The 18,286-nt window shown below is 60.5% G+C and carries 17 protein-coding genes; 5 read left to right on the top strand and 12 right to left on the bottom strand.

Translation table 11 applies throughout. From position 1 onward, the window contains the following. Positions 1-50 precede the first annotated feature (50 nt). Positions 51-1,619, bottom strand: a complete 1,569-nt coding sequence (locus tag AC2A1F_RS14315; protein ID WP_484209434.1) for a tetratricopeptide repeat-containing sulfotransferase family protein — start codon at positions 1,617-1,619, stop codon at positions 51-53. A 210-nt stretch (positions 1,620-1,829) separates the two neighbouring features. Between AC2A1F_RS14315 and AC2A1F_RS14310 the strand changes: the two genes are divergently transcribed. The 3 genes from AC2A1F_RS14310 to AC2A1F_RS14300 all read left to right on the top strand — a co-directional run bounded on the left by AC2A1F_RS14310 (position 1,830) and on the right by AC2A1F_RS14300 (position 4,310). After that, on the top strand, positions 1,830-2,240 hold the full coding sequence (locus AC2A1F_RS14310) for a low affinity iron permease family protein (RefSeq protein ID WP_484209433.1): 411 nt from the start codon (positions 1,830-1,832) through the stop codon (positions 2,238-2,240). Then, positions 2,237-3,619 carry a class II fumarate hydratase gene (fumC, locus tag AC2A1F_RS14305; protein ID WP_484209432.1) on the top strand — a complete coding sequence of 461 codons (1,383 nt, stop codon included), beginning with the start codon at positions 2,237-2,239 and terminating at the stop codon, positions 3,617-3,619. The genes AC2A1F_RS14310 and fumC overlap by 4 nt, the downstream gene beginning before the upstream one ends. A 76-nt stretch (positions 3,620-3,695) precedes the next feature. Then, on the top strand, positions 3,696-4,310 hold the full coding sequence (locus AC2A1F_RS14300; RefSeq protein ID WP_484209431.1) for a hypothetical protein: 615 nt from the start codon (positions 3,696-3,698) through the stop codon (positions 4,308-4,310). Here the strand turns inward: AC2A1F_RS14300 and AC2A1F_RS14295 are convergent. The 9 genes from AC2A1F_RS14295 to AC2A1F_RS14255 all read right to left on the bottom strand — a co-directional run bounded on the left by AC2A1F_RS14295 (position 4,307) and on the right by AC2A1F_RS14255 (position 14,028). After that, on the bottom strand, positions 4,307-5,347 hold the full coding sequence (locus AC2A1F_RS14295) for a hypothetical protein (protein ID WP_484209430.1): 1,041 nt from the start codon (positions 5,345-5,347) through the stop codon (positions 4,307-4,309). The two genes, AC2A1F_RS14300 and AC2A1F_RS14295, sit on opposite strands and share 4 nt — an antisense overlap. Positions 5,348-5,453: 106 nt before the next feature. Beyond that, on the bottom strand, positions 5,454-7,079 hold the full coding sequence (locus AC2A1F_RS14290) for an AMP-binding protein (protein ID WP_484209429.1): 1,626 nt from the start codon (positions 7,077-7,079) through the stop codon (positions 5,454-5,456). Next, a complete protein-coding gene (locus AC2A1F_RS14285; RefSeq protein ID WP_484209428.1) occupies positions 7,076-8,479 on the bottom strand; it encodes an aldehyde dehydrogenase family protein in 1,404 nt (467 codons plus the stop codon). Before AC2A1F_RS14285 ends, AC2A1F_RS14290 begins: the two co-directional genes overlap by 4 nt. A gap of 41 nt (positions 8,480-8,520) precedes the next feature. Then, a complete protein-coding gene (locus AC2A1F_RS14280; protein ID WP_484209427.1) occupies positions 8,521-10,728 on the bottom strand; it encodes a TonB-dependent receptor in 2,208 nt (735 codons plus the stop codon). A 13-nt stretch (positions 10,729-10,741) separates the two neighbouring features. After that, complete coding sequence (locus AC2A1F_RS14275) at positions 10,742-11,215, bottom strand: cytochrome C (RefSeq protein WP_484209426.1); 474 nt, start codon at positions 11,213-11,215, stop codon at positions 10,742-10,744. Further along, positions 11,215-11,763, bottom strand: coding sequence for a methylamine dehydrogenase light chain (locus tag AC2A1F_RS14270; RefSeq protein ID WP_484209425.1), 549 nt, complete (start codon positions 11,761-11,763; stop codon positions 11,215-11,217). The genes AC2A1F_RS14275 and AC2A1F_RS14270 overlap by 1 nt, the downstream gene beginning before the upstream one ends. 3 nt (positions 11,764-11,766) lie before the next feature. Then, on the bottom strand, positions 11,767-12,354 hold the full coding sequence (locus AC2A1F_RS14265) for a thioredoxin-like domain-containing protein (protein WP_292629236.1): 588 nt from the start codon (positions 12,352-12,354) through the stop codon (positions 11,767-11,769). Next, positions 12,354-12,839, bottom strand: a complete 486-nt coding sequence (locus tag AC2A1F_RS14260) for a MauE/DoxX family redox-associated membrane protein (RefSeq protein WP_484209424.1) — start codon at positions 12,837-12,839, stop codon at positions 12,354-12,356. The genes AC2A1F_RS14265 and AC2A1F_RS14260 overlap by 1 nt, the downstream gene beginning before the upstream one ends. A gap of 1 nt (position 12,840) precedes the next feature. After that, the gene (locus AC2A1F_RS14255; RefSeq protein ID WP_484209423.1) at positions 12,841-14,028 is read right to left on the bottom strand and encodes an amine dehydrogenase large subunit; all 1,188 of its coding nucleotides are present in this window, start codon (positions 14,026-14,028) and stop codon (positions 12,841-12,843) included. A 189-nt stretch (positions 14,029-14,217) separates the two neighbouring features. Between AC2A1F_RS14255 and AC2A1F_RS14250 the strand changes: the two genes are divergently transcribed. Further along, the gene (locus tag AC2A1F_RS14250) at positions 14,218-14,880 is read left to right on the top strand and encodes a TetR/AcrR family transcriptional regulator (RefSeq protein ID WP_484209604.1); all 663 of its coding nucleotides are present in this window, start codon (positions 14,218-14,220) and stop codon (positions 14,878-14,880) included. Here AC2A1F_RS14250 and AC2A1F_RS14245 read toward each other — a convergent pair. Next, positions 14,840-15,304 (bottom strand): Lrp/AsnC family transcriptional regulator, encoded by a 465-nt coding sequence (locus AC2A1F_RS14245; RefSeq protein ID WP_484209422.1) that lies wholly within the window; start codon positions 15,302-15,304, stop codon positions 14,840-14,842. The genes AC2A1F_RS14250 and AC2A1F_RS14245 overlap by 41 nt on opposite strands. Before the next feature lie 145 nt (positions 15,305-15,449). On the opposite strand from AC2A1F_RS14245, the gene ald reads away from it, so the two are divergent. Further along, positions 15,450-16,565, top strand: a complete 1,116-nt coding sequence (gene ald, locus AC2A1F_RS14240; RefSeq protein WP_484209421.1) for an alanine dehydrogenase — start codon at positions 15,450-15,452, stop codon at positions 16,563-16,565. 27 nt (positions 16,566-16,592) lie between these two features. On the opposite strand, the gene AC2A1F_RS14235 is transcribed toward ald, so the two are convergent. After that, entirely contained in the window at positions 16,593-18,206 is a 1,614-nt protein-coding gene (locus AC2A1F_RS14235) for a phytoene desaturase family protein (RefSeq protein WP_484209420.1), read from the bottom strand. Positions 18,207-18,286: the final 80 nt, after the last annotated feature.

The raw sequence follows: 18,286 nt of genomic DNA, 5'->3' as shown, positions 1-18,286 counted from the left end.
TGGGCCGCTGTCTCAACCAGACAGCGGCCCCCTTTTTTGCGAATGCAGGATCAGTCGAGCGGGATTCCGTTGGCAGTGAAAAAGTCCATCACCTCGCCAAGATGACGTTCATAGGATCCCCATCGGCCGACGGCTCGGGAATTGATCGGCTCGCGCACTTGCTGGGCGCTGGGGGTGGCGACCGCGGCGGTGTTATTCTGGAAATCAAGGCAAGCCGGATCCCAACCCAGCCCGCAATAGGCCAGCATCTTGCGCGTGTTCGCTTCCTGATCGGCCACCAGCCATTCATAGGTAACCTCGTGCACCCGGCCCGGAAAACGTTGCCGCCAGAACGACATAAGTCGCTGGAATTCCAGCACGTAGCGGGCGGTATCCATCAGATCATAGGACCAGCGATAGTAGGGTGATCCAATAGCAAAAAGGTGCTTGTAGTTGGACCAGACGCTGTCCATCGCCCCGCGCCGCAAACACAGCACTTTGGCATGGGGAAAGGCCTGCATGATCCAACCGATGTACAGGAAGTTCAGCGGAAATTTGTCGGTAAAGCGAGGGCTTTGCGCTCCGGCATTCTGACGTGCACGGGCGAGATACAGCTCGCCCAGAGCCTGTGCCGAACCGCCCCGCGTGGCCGTAACCGTTTCAGGATCAAGCACGAGGCGCGACGGCGTTTTTGCCTGTTGCTTCACCGCCAGCGGCATCGCCTGCAGTTCTCCGGCAGAGGTAACGGCGTGGTGCGATGATATGATCCGGTCAACCAGTGTGGTGCCCGTACGCGGCAGGCCCACCACGAACAGCGGCGCATCGGTGAGTGTGCTGTCGGGCAACAGTGGCAACTCACCGGCAAATGTCTGGCGCATGGCATCGAACACAGCCGCATCATCAGCCATATCATAGGCCAGCTGCGCGCGATGGATAGCATTGCCCTGAGCCAGATGGTCGACGGCGCGATCATGCGCCTTCATGTCTTCCAGCGCCGCTGCCGCCGCATAATGAAGCCGCACTTTCTCCAGCGGATCAGCAATCTTGGCCAGCACTGCTTCAATCCGTGCAACCCCATCGGGCTGCGCTTTCCGGCGCAATCCCGCCAGACCGAGGTGCGCCCGGCCGTGCGCAGGATCACGTTCGAGAATGGCCTCATAGTTCTTTGCGGCATCATCTACACGGCCGAAAAATCCCAGCGTGCTGGCCAGATTAAAGCGATAATCCAGAACGTCGGGCTGCGCACGAACAGCCTGTTCGAACAGCGGCATCGCCTCATCATGTGCGCCGAGCCGGGCGAAGACACAGCCGATGGTATCGAGCACCAGCGGATCAACCGGATCACACGCTGCTGCCGCCCGGGCAGCATTCAGCGCATCGGCTTCGCGGCGAGCTGTCAGCAGGATGCGTGCGTGCTGCGAGAGGTATTCCGGGTTTTTCGGCACAGCCCGAACGACCGCGCCCATTGCCTTCAAAGCGTCGGATATCCTGCCGGTTTCCGCCAATGCCATGGCCGCCACAAATCCCGCATCGGCATCGGTAGGGTCGCGCGTAAGTGCAGCTCCCGCAGCCTCTAGCGCCTTTGCGATTTCGCCTGACGCAAGCAGGGCACGCGGCGCAGGCAGAGCGGATCGCGTCATCACATCCGCACGCCTTGTTTTAACGCGGCCCGCATCACACGGTTTCTCCTGTCTGACCCGGTTTTCCTAGAGACACGAGCGTAGCGACGACGCAAGCCTTCATTGCTACGTTAAATGACGCATCGGCCGATCAGGCAAAAGGAACGGCAAAACTTATCGGGCGTTCTGGTAAAGATGCTACCCGGACCATGAAAGCAGAGATTGAGGGATATGGATCAGGCTTTTACCAACATTGCCAATCGGGTTTCTGTCTGGGCGGGACAAGCCGGGACCTTCATCCTCGCGCTCACGATCATTATTGTGTGGGGCTTTACCGGCCCCCTGTTTGCATGGAGCGACACCTGGCAACTGGTGATCAACACCGGCACGACCATCGTGACCTTCCTGATGGTATTCCTGATCCAGAACAGCCAAAACCGCGATGCTGCAGCGATGCAGGCCAAGCTGGATGAACTGATCCGCGCACTCGACAAGGCACGCGATGGCTTTGTGGGGATCGAACATCTGACAGAGGCTCAGATCGAAAAACTGCGCGACGCGCTTGAACGCGAGGTGGACGCAATCCATCGTGTGGCTGACACTACAGGGGATACTGTCGACCATTTGCTGGACCGCAGATGACAAATTATCGCACAGAAATCGACAGCCTTGGCGCCGTGCATGTTCCTGCGGATTGCTACTGGGGTGCACAAACGCAGCGCAGCATTGAGAATTTCCCGTTCGGCTCGGCTGAGCGTATGCCGACCGGCGTCATTCGGGCGCTGGCGCTGATCAAGCAGGCAGCGGCGCGGGTCAACCGCTTGCACGGCTTGCCGCCCGAAATTGCCGATGCGATAGAGGCAGCGGCTGCTGAAGTGGCCGCAGGTACGCTTGACGACCAGTTTCCGCTGGTGATCTGGCAAACCGGCAGCGGTACGCAGTCCAACATGAACGTCAACGAGGTGATTGCGGGCCGCGCCAATGAACTGCTGACCGGCAAACGGGGCGGGAAAAGTCCGGTGCACCCCAATGATCACGTGAACATGGGGCAGTCTTCCAACGACACGTTCCCCACCGCGCTGCATGTTGCTGCGGTAAGCGCCCTGCACCACGATCTCTATCCGGCGCTCGGGCGGTTGCGCGGAAGCCTTTCCAGTGCGGCGCTGGCTTGGAAGGATCTGGTGAAGATCGGGCGCACACATTTGCAGGATGCCACGCCGCTGACGCTGGGGCAGGAGTTCTCCGGCTATGCCCAGCAACTGGCCAATGCGGATGCGTTTCTGAAGAGCACCGAGATGCACCTACACGCCCTTGCGCAAGGGGGAACTGCGGTTGGCACCGGGCTGAATGCACCTGAAGGCTTTGCCGAAGACATTGCATCCAAAATCGCGTCGATCACAGGTCTGCCCTTCGTGACGGCGCCAAACAAATTTGAAGCCCTTGCCTCAAACGATCCGCTGGTTCAGCTTTCTGGCACGCTTTCGACACTGGCCGTGGCACTTACGAAGATCGCCAATGACATCCGTCTGCTCGGCTCCGGTCCGCGCTCCGGCCTTGGCGAATTGGAACTTCCGGCCAATGAGCCGGGCAGTTCGATCATGCCCGGAAAGGTCAATCCCACGCAGGCTGAAATGCTGACGATGGTGGCCGCGCAAGTGATCGGTAATCATCAAGCAGTAACGGTTGGCGGGCTTCAGGGGCATCTGGAACTCAATGTTTTCAAGCCGATGATCGGTGCGGCGGTGTTGCGCTCAATCCATCTGCTGTCGGTGGCGATGCTAAGCTTTGCCACGCGCTGTGTGGAGGGGATTGAGCCGAACCGGCGTCGGATCGGGGAACTGGTGGAACGCTCGCTAATGCTGGTCACCGCGCTTGCGCCGGAAATCGGGTATGACAATGCAGCGAAGATTGCCAAGCATGCGCTTGAGCATGACCTGAGCCTGCGCGAAGCGGCGCTAGAGCTGGGTCTGGTAAATGAAGCGACGTTTGAACGGCTGGTCAATCCTGCCCGAATGATCTGAAACGGGCCTAAGTGTTAGTGCGGGCTTAACCTCGTTTCTTGGGTTGGCGCTAAGCGCGGCATGATCATATGGTGACATGACCATTCGCGCCGCCATTGTGTTTGCCTGTGCCAGCCTTGCGCTGGCTGTGCCGATGGCTGCGCCTGCCAAGGGCCCGGTTACAGTCAAGCAAGCGCAGTTCGGGCCATTCACGGTGGTCTCGGCCGACAAGGCCCGGTTGGTGGGCGTTACCGATGGTAGCTCACCGTCGGCATTCCTTGCGATGATCGAGGCTTATCCCGCGATCCGTGTCCTTGAACTGGTCGATTGCCCCGGCACGCGCGATGACATCGCCAATCTGCGGCTTGGCCGGATGATCCGCCAGCATGGCATTGCGACGATTGCGCCCGCTGGCGCTTCGGTGCGATCAGGAGCGGTGGACATTTTCCTAGCCGGAGCAAAACGCAAGGCAGCAGCCGACGCACGCTTTGCCGTGCATTCGTGGCTTTCAGCCGATGGGCGCGATGCCAGCGCGGCGCGCGCCGATGATCCGGCCCGCACCGCCTATGAGCGTTATTATCGCGACATGGGCCTGTCCGAAGCCGACGCACGCGCGTTTTACGCGCTCACCGTTTCCGTGCCGAACAACCGCACCTTGCAACTGGCCCCGCGCGATCTGGCGCGCTTTGCCAAGGTTGCGACGGCCAGTTAACTGCGCTTTGAAGCGCCGCAGGCCTGCGCCAGCGCGAGAATGCTGGAGGGGCCTTCCTTGCTGCCAAATTCCACCGTGGTGGTCTGTCCGGCGACAACGATCTGATCGAACTTCATCAGCGCCTGCAGTTCCTTGGCCGAAAGCGGGTGGCCTTTGCCGTCCTTGCCCGGCTCCACCGGGAAGCGGGCGAGCATTTGGCCTTTGGCATAGACTTCGGCGGTGTTGGCCGGGCCATTGACGGATTTCATGAACGCGAGGGCATTCTGGCCCGCAGCGTCCTTTACGCTGGCATGCACCGCGCCGTTGCGGAACATGGCATGAAGCTGCCCGGCACGGCAGGTGACTTCGAAATTGAAGCTGGCCAGTTCATTGCCGGGGAAGCCCGATACCGACGAAAACGCCTGATAGCTGCCGCGCGCCGGATCAGGCGAAAGCAGACCGGGGGCAAAGGCCCAACGTGATTGGACCGGCGGCCTGGGACGGCTTGTGCTTTCCACAGCCATGCGGCTCGCACGGATCGGTGATGCGCCGCCGCAGACCAGCGCATTGGTGGCGGTGAGCGAGCCATTGCCAGTGAACCAGAAGACCTTTTCGCCAACCTTGATCGTCAGCGAACGGGCCGAACGGATCAGGTTGTACTGCTCTGCCGAGAGATAGCCTGCGACATAATCGGCAACGCCGGTTTGGCTGAGTTGCCCCCTGCCTTCGAGCGCTACGCCGAATTCGGCCCAGGCGGACTGGGATTCAACCGAGATGTTGATGACCTTGGGCCGCGTGGTGGTGAGCGCTCGGAGCAGACCGGAGCCGTCCTCGTTGCGATAGGCACCAAAGATCAGCCGACGCCCGCGCATATCGTTGGCATCGCATTGCACGCCAAGCATGGCGCCCGACTGCTGCTTACCGGCAGAAACAAGCGCGGTGCTGCCAGCTTCGGCCAGACGCCAATCAGCCTGAGATGAGACAACACCTTCAGCCAAAGCCTGCGCCGGCACTGCGGCCAGCGCAGCGGTGAGCATGATGGATGCGGAGCGCGACATGGTTTTAGACCCCCAACTCATTTTTCATTGAGCCGGTGTTAACCACAACCGGCAAGCATTTGCTTACCAAGGGACTACGCACAAATCCTTAACGCCTGCCGGGCCTTCAGTTGGCCAGTTCCGCTTCCATAATCTTGCGCATTTCGAACTTCTGCGCCTTGCCCGTGACGGTCATTGCAAAGGCTTCGACAATCCGAACATGGCGCGGCACCTTGTAATGCGCGATGCTGCCTTTGCAGTGGGCCAGCACATCATCCGGGGCAAGGACTTGCCCAGCCCGTGGGATCAGCCAGGCGCAGACTTCCTCGCCATACTTTTCATCCGCCACGCCAAAGACTTGCGCATCCTGCACCGCCGGGTGGGTGAGCAGGAATTCCTCAATCTCGCGCGGATAGATATTCTCGCCCCCGCGGATGATCATGTCCTTGATGCGCCCGGTAATGCGGATGTAGCCGCCCGCGTCCATCGTCGCCAGATCGCCCGAGTGCATCCAGCCATCGGCGTCGATCGCTTCGGCGGTCTTGGCCGGATCGTCCCAATAGCCAAGCATGACGGCATAGCCGCGCGAACAGTATTCGCCCTGCTCTCCGATGGGCAGCGTTTCACCGTTCGGGCCGACTACTTTGGCTTCAGCATGGGGGTGAACGCGGCCAACCGTGCCGACGCGCTCTTCGATCGGATCATCGGTGGCAGTCTGCGTGGTGAGCGGACTGGTTTCTGTCATGCCATAACCGATGGTCACCTCGCGCATGTTAAGGCGATCCATGACCTGTCGCATCGTGGACACCGGGCACGGTGATCCGGCCATGATGCCTGTGCGCAGCGTGTTGACGTTCCATGCGTCAAGATCGGGCTGTGCAAGGATCGTGATGAACATCGTGGGCACGCCATAGAGCGCGGTGCAGGCTTCGGCCTGCACGGCATCCAGCGCCATTTTCGGGTCGAACGCCTCACCGGGATAGACCATCGCCGCACCGCTGGCGAGCGCGGCCAGATTGCCCAGCACCATGCCAAAGCAGTGGTAAAGCGGCACCGGTATGCAGACGCGGTCCTTGTGCGTCAGCTTGATCGTGCGGGCGGTGAAATGTCCGTTGTTGAGGATGTTGCGATGAGTAAGCGTCGCACCCTTCGGGAAGCCGGTAGTCCCGCTGGTGAACTGGATGTTGATCGGATCGTTCGTATCAAGCGTGGCATCCGCCGCAGCAAGCCGTGCCGGATCTGCCTGTGCGCGCAAAGCTTCCCACGGTTCGAAGCCTTCAGGCGCCTCTTCCCCCAACACCACAATGCTGCGCAGCATAGGCAGCTTTTCTGAACCCAATTCGCGCAGCATCGCCACGTAATCGCTGGACTTGAAGCGGGCGGCGCTGACAAGGAATGTGCAGCCGACCTTGTTCAGCGCATATTCGACTTCACTGGTGCGATAGGCCGGATTGATGGTGACGAGTACCGCCCCGATCCTTGCCGTGGCAAACTGCAGCACCGTCCATTCGGCGCAATTGGGTGCCCAGATGCCGACGCGATCACCCTTCGCCACGCCTCTATCAAGCAGGCCAGTGGCGACGCGATCAACCTCGGCATCAAGCTCCGCCCAAGTCCAGCGCACACCCTGATGGCGCGAGGCAAGGGCAAGGTCCCCGCCCCACTGCGCGGCTGCATCGCGCAGGGCCTGTCCGATGGTCTTTTCCAGCAGCGGTTCACCAACCGCGCCTTTGGCATAGGAAAGCTGCGTCATCGCTTGATGTTCACCACTTGCGTCTGTGTGTATTCGGCAAGCCCTTCGACCGATTGTTCAACACCAAGGCCGCTGTTCTTAAACCCGGCCATCGGGATGTGCGGGCCGATAGCAATGTGTTGATTGACCCATACTTGCCCGCTTTCGATGCGCGCGGCAATATCGGCGGCACGGCCCACGTCCTTTGACCAGACCGAACCGCCAAGGCCATATTCGCTGGCATTGGCGCGGGCGATCACATCCTCGATATCGTCAAACTTGATCACCGGCAGGATTGGGCCGAACTGCTCTTCGTCCACGATGCGGTCACCGTCGGTAACATCGCGCACGATGGTGGGGCGGATGAAATATCCGGCGCGTTCCATCACCTCACCGCCTGCCACAACGGTGCCTTCGGCGCGGGCAGATTCGAGGAAGCCTTTCACCTTTTCAAACTGCATCGCGTTTTGGATTGGGCCGATCTGGGTGCCCTGTTGCAAACCGTCATCCACCACGGCGGCCTCAGCCAAACGGGCGAGTTCGGCGCACATCGCATCATAGATATCGGCGTGAACATAGGCACGCTTGATCGCAAGGCAGACTTGCCCGTTGTTGAGGAAGGCATTGCCGAAGATGGCTTGGGCAGTTTCGCGCACGTCCACGTCTTCAAGCACGATGGCCGGATCATTGCCGCCAAGTTCGAGCGTTACGCGCTTGAGCGTATTGGCACCACTTGCGGCAATGCGCTTGCCAGTGGCGGTGGAGCCGGTGAAGCCGACTTTGGCGACATCAGGGTGTGCGGTCAGATGCGGGCCAAGGTCGTTGGCATCGGTGATGACGTTGACCACGCCTGCCGGGAACACTTCCGCGCAGATTTCGCCAAGGATCAGCGCACAGACCGGCGTTGTGGGCGCAGGCTTGAGGACGATGGCATTGCCCGCGAGCACCGCCGGGCCGATTTTCCAGCAAGCAACCAGCAGCGGGAAGTTCCACGCGATGATCCCGACGACGACGCCAAGCGGCCGGTGCTTCACCGCGATGTATCCGGCCTCATCATCCTGAATGACGCGGTCAGGCAGTTCCAGCGTGGCGTAATGGCGCAGATAGCCATCGGTCCAAGCCAGTTCGCCCTGCGCCTCTGCCAGCGGCTTGCCCTGCTCCATCGTCAGCGCGCGGGCAATCTCGTCCTTGCGGGCAGCAATGGCATCAGCGAGCGCGATTAGCCTTGCCTGTCGTTCCGCCCACGGGACTGCCGCCCAGCCCGGCACCGCCGCCTTTGCCGCTGTAATGGCGGCGTCAGCCTGCGCGGTGCTGGCGCGGGGGACCGTGCAGAACGGTGTGCCCGTGGCCGGATTGATCACGTCCATCGTCATGTCGCCATCGACGAGCCTGCCGCCAATCAGCAGCTTGTAATCAGTCATTGTCCTCTCCCGGCCCTTCGTGGGGCCTTGTAGTTCCCATATCAGAATTTCACGCCGACGCTCACACCATACATGCGCGGATTGCCGATGTGGTTGTAATCAAAACCGAAGCCTGCCAGCAGATCGACGCGCGAGGTGAAGAAGAACTTGTCGGTCAGGTTCTTGCCCCAGACCGATGCATTGAACCGGCCATCGGCGCTTTCCCAATCAATGTGGCCGCCGACGATGGCATAGGCGGATTGTTCTAGCCGAGGGACGTTCAGCACTTCGAAGAACTGGCTGGACTGGTAGGCGATGTCCGGGTGAATCGAGAGCTTGCCCATATCACCATCGAACAGCGTCAGATCCACGGTGGTGTTGAAAGTAAGGCTGGGCGCGTTGGACAGCTTGTTACCCGAAACGTTATTTCCGCTCACTGTGCCGCGCTGGATCTTGGTGGAAAGCAGGCCAAGGCCCGAGTGAATGGTGAAGCGGTCACTGGCGCGGATCGTCAGTTCAGCCTCACCGCCGAAGATGCGCGATTTGGGAATGTTCAGAAGGGTTTGCGCAGCGCTGGTGGGATCGACGTTGATGAACTGCTGGTTCTTGTAATCGTAGTAGAACCCCGAGACATTCAGCGTGATCTTGCGGTCCATGAACTGCGTCTTGACGCCAGCTTCGTAGCTGGTGACCTCTTCGGGGCGCGCAATCGAAAGCTCGGACGGATCGAAGAAGGCCTGCGCATTGAAGCTGGGCGCGCGATACCCGCGGCTGACGCTGGCATAGAGCAGGTTGCCACCCGCAAGTTTGTAATCAAGGCCGATCTTGCCCGAGAGGTTGTCCTGCTTATATCGCAGCGCCGAAAGCGGGATCAGGTTCGCCACAAGCGAACCATCCACGCCCAGCGCGTCGGACGAGAAGTCCGTCTGGCGGCCGGTGTCATGGGTGAAACGCAGGCCACCGCGCAAGGTCAGCGCATCGGTCAGATCATACTTCAGATCGGAATAGAGCGCGTAGCTGTGCTTGACCTGATCGAACTGGTTGCGGAACAGGCAGCCCAGCGGCAAACCCACCGCGCAATCGTTTGCCGTGATGCCGGATTGGCCATCGGAATCGATGTCCTTGCCGATTTCAAAGGTGGTCTGGTTGTACACCTTCTCGCGGTGGTAGAACGCACCAAGGATGAAATCGAACGGGCCGCCGCTATCACTGGTCAGGCGCAAATCCTGCGAGAACTGAGTTGCGCGATCGCGGTATGGGATTTCGAGCAACTGGCCTGCCGTGCCATCGGTATCTTCGTAGAACGACAGGTTGCCCTTGTCCCACGCGGTGATGCTGGTGACGGTGAGCGTGTCGGACACGTCAAACGTGCTGGTCAGCGCCACTGAATAGGTCCGGGCGCGGCGCTTTTCATCGATGTTCGAGGCAATTTCACGCTCACCCAAGCCGGGGCGGTTGGTCGCTTCGGGCTGGGCATAAATGCCGTAGTTGTAGGGGTTCTGGAAACTGGTCGAGGCGCGCAGCACGAAGCGCACGGTCTCGCTTGCCTCCACGTTCAGTGTGGCCCGCACGGCGTATTCATCGGTTGAGGCAAGATCCGGCTTGCCGGGAACGACGTTTTTGAACCAGCCATCGGCCTTGGCAAAAGTGCCAGCGATGCGCAGCGCGGCCTTCTCGCCCAGCGGCACGTTGATCGCGCCGTTCAGATCGATGCGGTTGTAGTTGCCGTATCCGGCGTTGGCATAGCCGCTGGTCTCGCCCAGCTTGGCCGGGGCCGCAATGATGTTCACCGCGCCGCCAGTGGTGTTCTTGCCGTATAGCGTTCCCTGCGGGCCGCGCAGCACTTCGACCCGTTCAAGATCGTACATGGCAACGCCGAGGAACGCGAAGTTGCCCTTGTAAACTTCGTCGTAATAGGTCGCCACCGGGCTGGACTGGTTAAGGCTATAGTCCGACATCGACACGCCGCGTAGGCTGAAAATCGGGGTGTTATCGCCCACGATCGAGGTCAATTGCAGGTTCGCCACTTTGGTGACGAGGCTATCTACACTGTTCACCCGCGACTTGGCCAGCGTATCGCCGCCAATGGCGGTGACCGAGATCGGCACGGACTGCAGGCTTTCGGCGCGCTTGGTGGCGGTGACGACGATTTCGCCATCAGCAAAGGTGCTTTCCGCCTGCGCTTCTTGTGCAAGGACCGGCGTTGCGGCGAGGATGGATGCGGCGGCTACCCCAGCCAGCGCGATTCCACGATAGAGACGTTCCCTCATTCTTCCCTCCCATTCAGGGTGTGTGCGTTGCTGCTTCTTCCTGCGTGAACCCTGCCACCAGTCGCGCTCTCATATCGGCGCGTTCCAATCGCAGGGGTTGGCGGCGTAACTGCCCGATTTCTTCCGGCGTAAAGGGCCGGAAATCAGCAGGCATATGTGCCGGATCAAACGTATAGAGTGTCCAATTGACGAGGTTGGCGAGCCGCACATTGTCGAGATCGACTGTCGACACGCCGGGCACGCGGACCAGGAATTCGCGCCCGCCCGGCTCGCTCAGAAATTGGGCCACCACGTGCTTCATCGGCGGGTTAGACCGGTCGTCTCCCCCACCATCGGGGCGATGGCAGCCCTGGCATTTGAGCATGTAATCAACGCGCGCCTGACGCGGATCGGACACGCCGCGCATCACGCTCTCGCTCGCTCCCGCAGCTGCGCCCGCCGCCAGAACGGCAGCGACAGCAAAAGCAAGAGGCAGCGTCCAGTTCACTACTCCGACGCCACGCCGATGATCACAGCGGTCGAGCAATTGTAGATGCTGCTCTCAGTGCCAAGGCACCAGTTGTAATCGTTATTCGACTGCGGACGCACTTGCGGCCGGTCACCCTCGTTGCGGTTGCACAGGCACTGTCCGCACGATGACACGCCGCAGCAATCGTTGTAGCTGATTACATAGGCGCGCTTGTCGGCCGGGTTGGTGCACGTACCCACCCACGTGATCGGCGACATTTCGGTGCCGGGCGGACACGTGCTGACCGAACCGCCACAGCACGAGCACAGGAAGCCATCGATCGCACAATAGCGCCAGTAATCGCAGGCCGACTGATCGCCGGGATCTTGCGGATTGCCAGAGGACATCGGTGCATGGCCCCCTCCCCCGCCATGCGGTGATCCGCTGGCCGCGCGGGCAACCGGGAGAACAGGGAAGACCGCTGCGCCGGTAATGGTTGCGCCCAGCCACGCCAGCGTACTGCGCCGTGATGTGCCCCGCGCCACGCGGCGCGTCAGGCGTTCAGTCCACTTGTCAAAACCGATCATGGATCAGGCTCCTTGTCTGCGCGCGAGGAAATCCTGGATCGAGGCAACGCCGCGCTCCTTGGCTTCGAACAGGCTTTCGAGGTGTTCGCGGCTGTTGATCAGGCCGAGCGAAGCCACGCGGCCCGCTTCGTCCAGCAGCACCGCATAGGGCAGTTTGGACACGCCAAAAGCGCGGCCCAGCGCTTCGGACAGGACCAGTGGCACGCTGTCCAGCCCATGCGTCTGGCGCAGACGGCGGTATTCCCCCTCCGACCCGTCGCCTGCCAGCACCACGTCGAGCCAATCGGCCTCGGCACTGGCTGCCGAGCGGACCACCGGAAGCAGCGATTTGCATACCGGGCAATCGGGCGAGGCAAAGAACAGCAACTGGCTGCGGCCCGCGCGCTTGCCCGCAATCTGCAACGGTGCGCCATCGATCGTGGTCATGGCCATCGGGCTTGCCACTTCGCCCACCTCAACCTTCTGGTGCAGGGTCAACGCGCCTGCTGGCGCTATACGTTCGTGCAAAATGCCGACCTGGCGGGCAAGCGCTGCGATCAGCAGCCCTTGCACGATCACGACGGTCCACAACAGGATCTGCGAAGTCAGCATCACGATTTCCTCCAGCGAGGATGGGGAATGGCAAGGAGTTCGGAGGCCGCAAGATAAAGCGCCAGCATCGCTGCCGCCGCGAACGGGGCATCGAGCGCAAAATCTGTCGGCGGGACAAGGGAAACGACCAGAGCGAGCAGCGCCAGCACCACGGGCCGTGCGATCAGGGGCCAATCGACCGGCTTTTCCCGCGCCACCAGATCGCACCCGCAATCAAGCGTCCGGCCGCGCAGCCGCAACAGTGCCGCGCCATAGGCCAGCCAGACCGCCGCCGCGATCAACGTGCCCGTGGGCCGCAACGCAGGCACAAGCAGCGAAACAGCGGCGACGAGTTCCAGACAGCCCGCCGCGATCAGCACAAGTTGGCCGTGGCGATCAAGCCCGCTAAGCCGCGCTGCTGCAGCCGCCAAGCGCTCACGCGACAGCGCTTTGTGAACCGCAGAACTTGCCAGCACCAGCGCCAGAAATAGGGGCAGCGCGCTCATCTTATGGGGCCGTGATGACGAGAGGATTGTCACCGCCTGCCTTGCCCAGCGAACGGACAAAAGTGCCGGTTGCAGCGTCGTGCACGTCAATCTCACCATCGGCGCGGGCCACGATCAGTTGCGGCTTGGCCTCCTTGGTCAGGTTAATGGCCGTGGCAAGGCTGCGCAGCGCGATGCGGGCAGTGCGTGTCTTTGTTGCCGGGTCCGCCACCCATACTTCTGTGCCGCCGTCCTTGTGGCTGCCTTCACGGCCATTTGGGCTCATCAGCACATAGAGCTTGCCCGCCGTGTCAGTGGCGATGACCTGCCAGCCACCGGGGCGCCATTCAGGCGCGGCTCCCTCGGCTGATCCCAGATCAAAGGCTCCGGGCAGTGCCTTGCCGACATTACCGGAAAAATCGAAGGCCTGAAGGCGGCCGTAGTAGCTTACAAACCACGCCGTCTGGCCCTGCCAAGCGGGCGTGCCAAACATCGGCTGCTTGTCGACATCATGAATATTTTCAACCGTTTTTGATGCCGTAGCCTGCCCATCAGGCCCCAGAGTGACGCTCAGCAGCGAACCATCGGCGCACAAACTGGAAAAGCCGCGCTTGCCTGTGGGATAGAGGTGCGCACAGCCTGGAAGGTCTATCTCGGCGATCACCTTGCGCTCGTCGATGTCGAGCACGCTTACCGATTGCGCAGGTGTAAAATTGGCAACCAGCGCCCACTTCTGATCATTGGTGAACTGGAAAACTTGCGGATAAGTGACAGACTGCTGCCGCTTTCCGCCGGGCATCACAATTTCGCCTTTCGGCAAGAGTGTAGCCATGTCCCAAATAGTAACTACGTCCGTTCGCACGCCTTGCGTCAGCCGCGAATAAAAGGTTTCCGACGTCAGGATTTCACGGCGGGAGGGAGACACGAGCATGTTGGCAAACTGTGCCGCGCGCACCATTCCGCGAATTGGCCGCTCAATTGAGGCTGTATCGACGATCATGACTCGGCCGTCGAGCAGCGAGCTGAAATGGAAGTCGTGGACCAGCATCCAGCTTGCCGGCCATTGCGCTGGCAGCTTTTCCACCGCCGGAATGGGTTCCTCGGCAAGTGCCTTCGGGAACGGAACCGCCGCCGCATCTGCGGCCAGCACAGCACCGCCTGAGGAACCCCCTGATGCCAATAGGGCAATAGCCAACGCAAACCGCCTCATGCAAGCACTCCCTGACACGCTGGATTTAGGACCCTGGTGACATGACAATACTGTCAAACAGGCAACAAACCTGTCAAGTGACCTAAATTATCTTTGCGCATTGACCGTAGAGTGCGCGAAACATAAGCCAGACAAAACGGGATTGGATTTATGAATCAGAGGGATAGCTCCCCAATAACAGTGACCGACATGATCATGCCGGAAAGGGAAGGCGGCTATTTGAAGGGGCAGGAGACGCGCGAGTTGATCCTGCGTACCGCGCTTTCGATCCTGATCGAGGAAGGCTATCGAGCCATGTCGATGCGCCGAGTCGCGACAGCCTGCGGCATGAAGTTCGGCAATCTGACGTATCACTATCGCAGCCGCGAAGATCTGGTCCGCGAACTGATGGAAGCCGTGATCCGCGCCTACGAGGTGGAGTTCGAAGCCATCATGCACATGCCCGGCGTCCCGGCAGAGGAACGGTTACGCCGTCTTTGCACGCTGGTTCTCGATGATATTCGCTCGAAGAAGACAACGCGCTTTTTCCCTGAACTGTGGTCCCTGTCCAATTACGATTTGTTTGTGCTGGAACGTGTGCAGGAACTCTATGTCCGCGCCCGCGCGCCACTGCTGGAAATCGTGGCCGAACTGCGCCCCGACCTTGATAGCGATGACCGCGAAATACTTGCGCTGTTCATCTCTGCCTCCATGGAAGGGATGACGGTGTTCGCGGGCCACGAAAAGCCGTTCGAACCGCGCATGCCCCAGCTGGAACGCATCGCGATTCATTCGTTTTGCATGCTGGTAAAGACGATCTGTGTTAACGAGATCAAAGGCCTGAACGCACAGGATAGCCTCGCATCTGCTTGATGCGCCGCAACGAAAAGCTTGTTTGCATCGACGATACACCCGGCAACCGCGCGAGACATTCACGGTGGATGCGGTCGTATTGCTCAAGATCCTGCGCAGCCACACGCAACAGATAATCAGCGGCACCCGACATCAAGTGGCACTCCAGAATATCGTCGAAATCGCCAACAGCCTGTTCGAACCGATCCATAATCACACGGCTCTGCCCGGTTAGCGTGATTTCGACGAATACCTCCACCGAAAGCCCCAGTCGGCGCGGTTCGAGGCGCGCACCATAGCCTGAAATGACCCCAGCCGCCTCAAGCGCCTTGATCCGGCGGTGACAGGCCGACGATGACAGCGCGACTTTGTCTGCCAGCTCGGCAATGGAAACTGCCGAATCTTGCTGTAGCGCTTCAAGTAAAGAGACATCTGCACGATCCATGAAGCATTTTCCCAATTTTCAGCCAATCTGCGCAATATATTACCACGCCGTGCCAATACAAACGGGCAAATAGGTAGGAACTGCCGGGCACTTCTTTGTATTCTGTGGATTGAGGGTATTCGGCCCAAGCCAAAGGAATTTCGTCATGCGCGTTGGCACTGTCAGGGAAATCAAAAACCACGAATACCGCGTCGGCCTCACGCCCGAAAGCGTACGCGAACTGGCGGCGCACGGGCACGAAGTGTGGGTCGAAACCGGTGCGGGCAACGGTATTGGCGCAAGCGATGCCGACTATCAGGCTGCGGGCGCGAAAATTCAGCCTGATGCGAAGACAGTGTTTGACGGCTGCGAGATGGTCGTGAAAGTCAAGGAACCACAGGCGGTCGAGCGTGCAATGCTACGCAAGGGTCAGATCCTTTACACCTACCTTCACCTTGCACCTGATCCTGATCAGACGGCCGATCTCATCAAGTCCGGCGTTACCGCCATCGCTTATGAAACCGTGACCGGCGCGGGCAATGCGCTGCCCTTGCTAAAGCCAATGAGCCAGGTTGCCGGACGTATGGCAATTCAGGCGGGAGCAACGGCGCTGGAAAAGGCCAACGGCGGGCGCGGCGTGCTGCTGGGCGGCGTTCCGGGTGTGCTTCCGGGCAAGGTTGTGGTGATCGGCGGCGGCGTTGTCGGTGTGAACGCTGCACAAATGGCCGTAGGGCTTGGTGCCGACGTGACAATCCTCGATCGTGATCCTGATGTACTCGAAAGGCTCGACAACCACTTCGAAGGCCGCGCCCGCACGCTGTTCTCGGGCAAGGCGGCACTGGCTGCGCTGGTGGCCGAGGCCGATCTCGTGATTGGTGCGGTGCTGATCCCCGGCGCTGCCGCGCCCAAGCTCGTCACGCGCGACATGCTCTCCACGATGAAGCCCGGCGCGGTGCTGGTCGATGTCGCCATCGATCAGGGCGGCTGCTTTGAAACGAGCAAGGCCACCACCCATGCCGAACCCACCTATGTGGTTGACGGCATTGTCCATTACTGCGTGGCCAACATGCCCGGAGCCGTTGCCCGCACGAGCACCTATGCGCTGAACAACGTGACTCTGCCCTACGCCTTGCGCATTGCCAACATGGGTTGGAAAGCGGCCCTGAAGGCCGATGCGCATCTGGCGGCCGGCCTTAATGTCCACGAAGGCCAGATTACCTATGAAGCCGTCGCCCGCGAACTGGGTTACGACTATACGCCAGTGGCTGAAGTGCTGGATTGATCTTGTTCCGGTAAGGGCATCCCGCCCTTACCTCCGGTGCAGCAACTTCCAAAGCATTGACCGGTCGCGCAGGATCTCGCGCGCGGCGTTATGTCCTGGAGCGCCGGTCACACCGCCACCGGGATGCGTGCCCGATCCGCACATGTACAGCCCGCGGACCGGCGCGCGATGATCGGCATGGCCTAGCACGGGCCGCGCCGACCACAACTGGTCGAGGCTCATTCGTCCGTGGAAGATGTCGCCTCCTACAAGGCCGAACTTGCGTTCGAGATCGAGCGGGGAATGGATCTGCCGCGCGATCACGCTGGCCTTGAAGTTCGGCGCATGGGCGGTGACCGTATCAATGATCAGGTCCGCCACCTCTTCTCGGCAGTCATCCCATGATCGGCCATCGGGCAAAGTCGGCGCAAACTGCTGGCAGAACAGGCTGGCCACATGACAGCCCTTCGGGGCAAGACTTTCGTCCAGCGTAGAAGGGATCAGCATTTCCACGATCGGTTCGCGTGACCAGCCACAGGCTTTGGCATCATCAAAGGCGCGATCCATGTAATCCATGCCGGGTGCGATTACGATTCCAGCTGTATGGTGCTCTGCCTTAACTTTGCCCGGCAATACGCTGAAATCAGGCAATTCTGATAGCGCAACATTCATTCGGAACGTGCCTGACCCGGTCTTGTATCCCGCAATGCGCTTGCGGAAATCGGCATCCAGATCGCTTGGTTCCACCATCTGCCGAAAGAGCAGCGCCGGGCCGACATTGGCAGCAACAATGGGTGCAAAAAGCTCCTCACCGCTTTCCAACCGCACGCCTGCTGCCTTGCCGTTGTTGACGAGCACTTTAGCCACCGGAGCCTCAAGACTGATTTCGACACCGGCCTTAACACAAGCCTTGGCCATCGCCTGCGTGATCGCCCCCATGCCACCAATCGCATGGCCCCACACGCCTGCCTTGCCGTTCACTTCGCCAAACACGTGATGCAGCAGCACATAAGCCGAACCGGGGGTGGAAACTCCGGCGAAGTTGCCGACCACGGCGTCGAAAGCGAATGCTGCCTTCACCCGGTCATCGACAAACCAGCTATCTAGGAACTCGCGCGCTGATCGGGTGAAGATTTCCAGCAGGTCGCGCTGCGTGGCCGCATCAAGCTTGGCCAGCGGCCAGCCTTGTCGTGCAGCCGATTGCAACGCGCTGATCCCGCCGCCCAGGTTTGGCGGCGTCTTGAGCGCCAGATCGCGCAGAACATCGGCCAATCTCCCAAGCGCTGCATCATAGCGCGGGTAGGCTTGCGCATCCGGCGGAGAAATGCGCGCGAATTCGGCCTGCGTGCGCCCTTCCCCGCCGCCCAGTTTCAGATAACTGTCGGCAAAGGGCAGGAAGTTGGAAAGCTGCCGTTCCACCACGCGATAGCCATGATCGTGCAGCGCCATGTCGGCGATGACTTTGGGCTGAAACAGGCTGACGGTGTAGCTGGCAGTGGAATTGCGAAAGCCGGGGTGAAACTCCTCGGTAACGGCCGCGCCGCCCACTATATGTCGCCGTTCCAGCACGCGCACCCGCATCCCTGCCCGGGCAAGGTAGAATGCACAGGTCAGGCCATTATGGCCGCCGCCAATGATCAGGGCATCGTAATGATTGGGCAAGATCGGCTTTCCAGAGGAGATTGATCGCGATCACCTTAACAGCCTGTTGCCCACAGAAAAGCCCCGGTCGCCTGCACAAC

The organism is Novosphingobium sp. HNCC26BN242, from assembly GCF_057180525.1.
The sequence above is the reverse complement of the archived record's forward strand: the minus strand, read 5'-3'. Positions and strand labels throughout refer to the sequence as shown.

Excerpts from the sequence above, each read along its gene's own strand:
- AC2A1F_RS14315 (WP_484209434.1), bottom strand. The coding sequence starts at position 1,619 with ATGACGCGATCCGCTCTGCCTGCGCCGCGTGCCCTGCTTGCGTCAGGC.
- AC2A1F_RS14310 (WP_484209433.1), top strand. The coding sequence starts at position 1,830 with ATGGATCAGGCTTTTACCAACATTGCCAATCGGGTTTCTGTCTGGGCG.
- fumC (WP_484209432.1), top strand. The coding sequence starts at position 2,237 with ATGACAAATTATCGCACAGAAATCGACAGCCTTGGCGCCGTGCATGTT.
- AC2A1F_RS14300 (WP_484209431.1), top strand. The coding sequence starts at position 3,696 with ATGACCATTCGCGCCGCCATTGTGTTTGCCTGTGCCAGCCTTGCGCTG.
- AC2A1F_RS14295 (WP_484209430.1), bottom strand. The coding sequence starts at position 5,347 with ATGTCGCGCTCCGCATCCATCATGCTCACCGCTGCGCTGGCCGCAGTG.
- AC2A1F_RS14290 (WP_484209429.1), bottom strand. The coding sequence starts at position 7,079 with ATGACGCAGCTTTCCTATGCCAAAGGCGCGGTTGGTGAACCGCTGCTG.
- AC2A1F_RS14285 (WP_484209428.1), bottom strand. The coding sequence starts at position 8,479 with ATGACTGATTACAAGCTGCTGATTGGCGGCAGGCTCGTCGATGGCGAC.
- AC2A1F_RS14280 (WP_484209427.1), bottom strand. The coding sequence starts at position 10,728 with ATGAGGGAACGTCTCTATCGTGGAATCGCGCTGGCTGGGGTAGCCGCC.
- AC2A1F_RS14270 (WP_484209425.1), bottom strand. The coding sequence starts at position 11,763 with ATGATCGGTTTTGACAAGTGGACTGAACGCCTGACGCGCCGCGTGGCG.
- AC2A1F_RS14265 (WP_292629236.1), bottom strand. The coding sequence starts at position 12,354 with ATGCTGACTTCGCAGATCCTGTTGTGGACCGTCGTGATCGTGCAAGGG.
- AC2A1F_RS14260 (WP_484209424.1), bottom strand. The coding sequence starts at position 12,839 with ATGAGCGCGCTGCCCCTATTTCTGGCGCTGGTGCTGGCAAGTTCTGCG.
- AC2A1F_RS14255 (WP_484209423.1), bottom strand. The coding sequence starts at position 14,028 with ATGAGGCGGTTTGCGTTGGCTATTGCCCTATTGGCATCAGGGGGTTCC.
- AC2A1F_RS14250 (WP_484209604.1), top strand. The coding sequence starts at position 14,218 with ATGATCATGCCGGAAAGGGAAGGCGGCTATTTGAAGGGGCAGGAGACG.
- AC2A1F_RS14245 (WP_484209422.1), bottom strand. The coding sequence starts at position 15,304 with ATGGATCGTGCAGATGTCTCTTTACTTGAAGCGCTACAGCAAGATTCG.
- ald (WP_484209421.1), top strand. The coding sequence starts at position 15,450 with ATGCGCGTTGGCACTGTCAGGGAAATCAAAAACCACGAATACCGCGTC.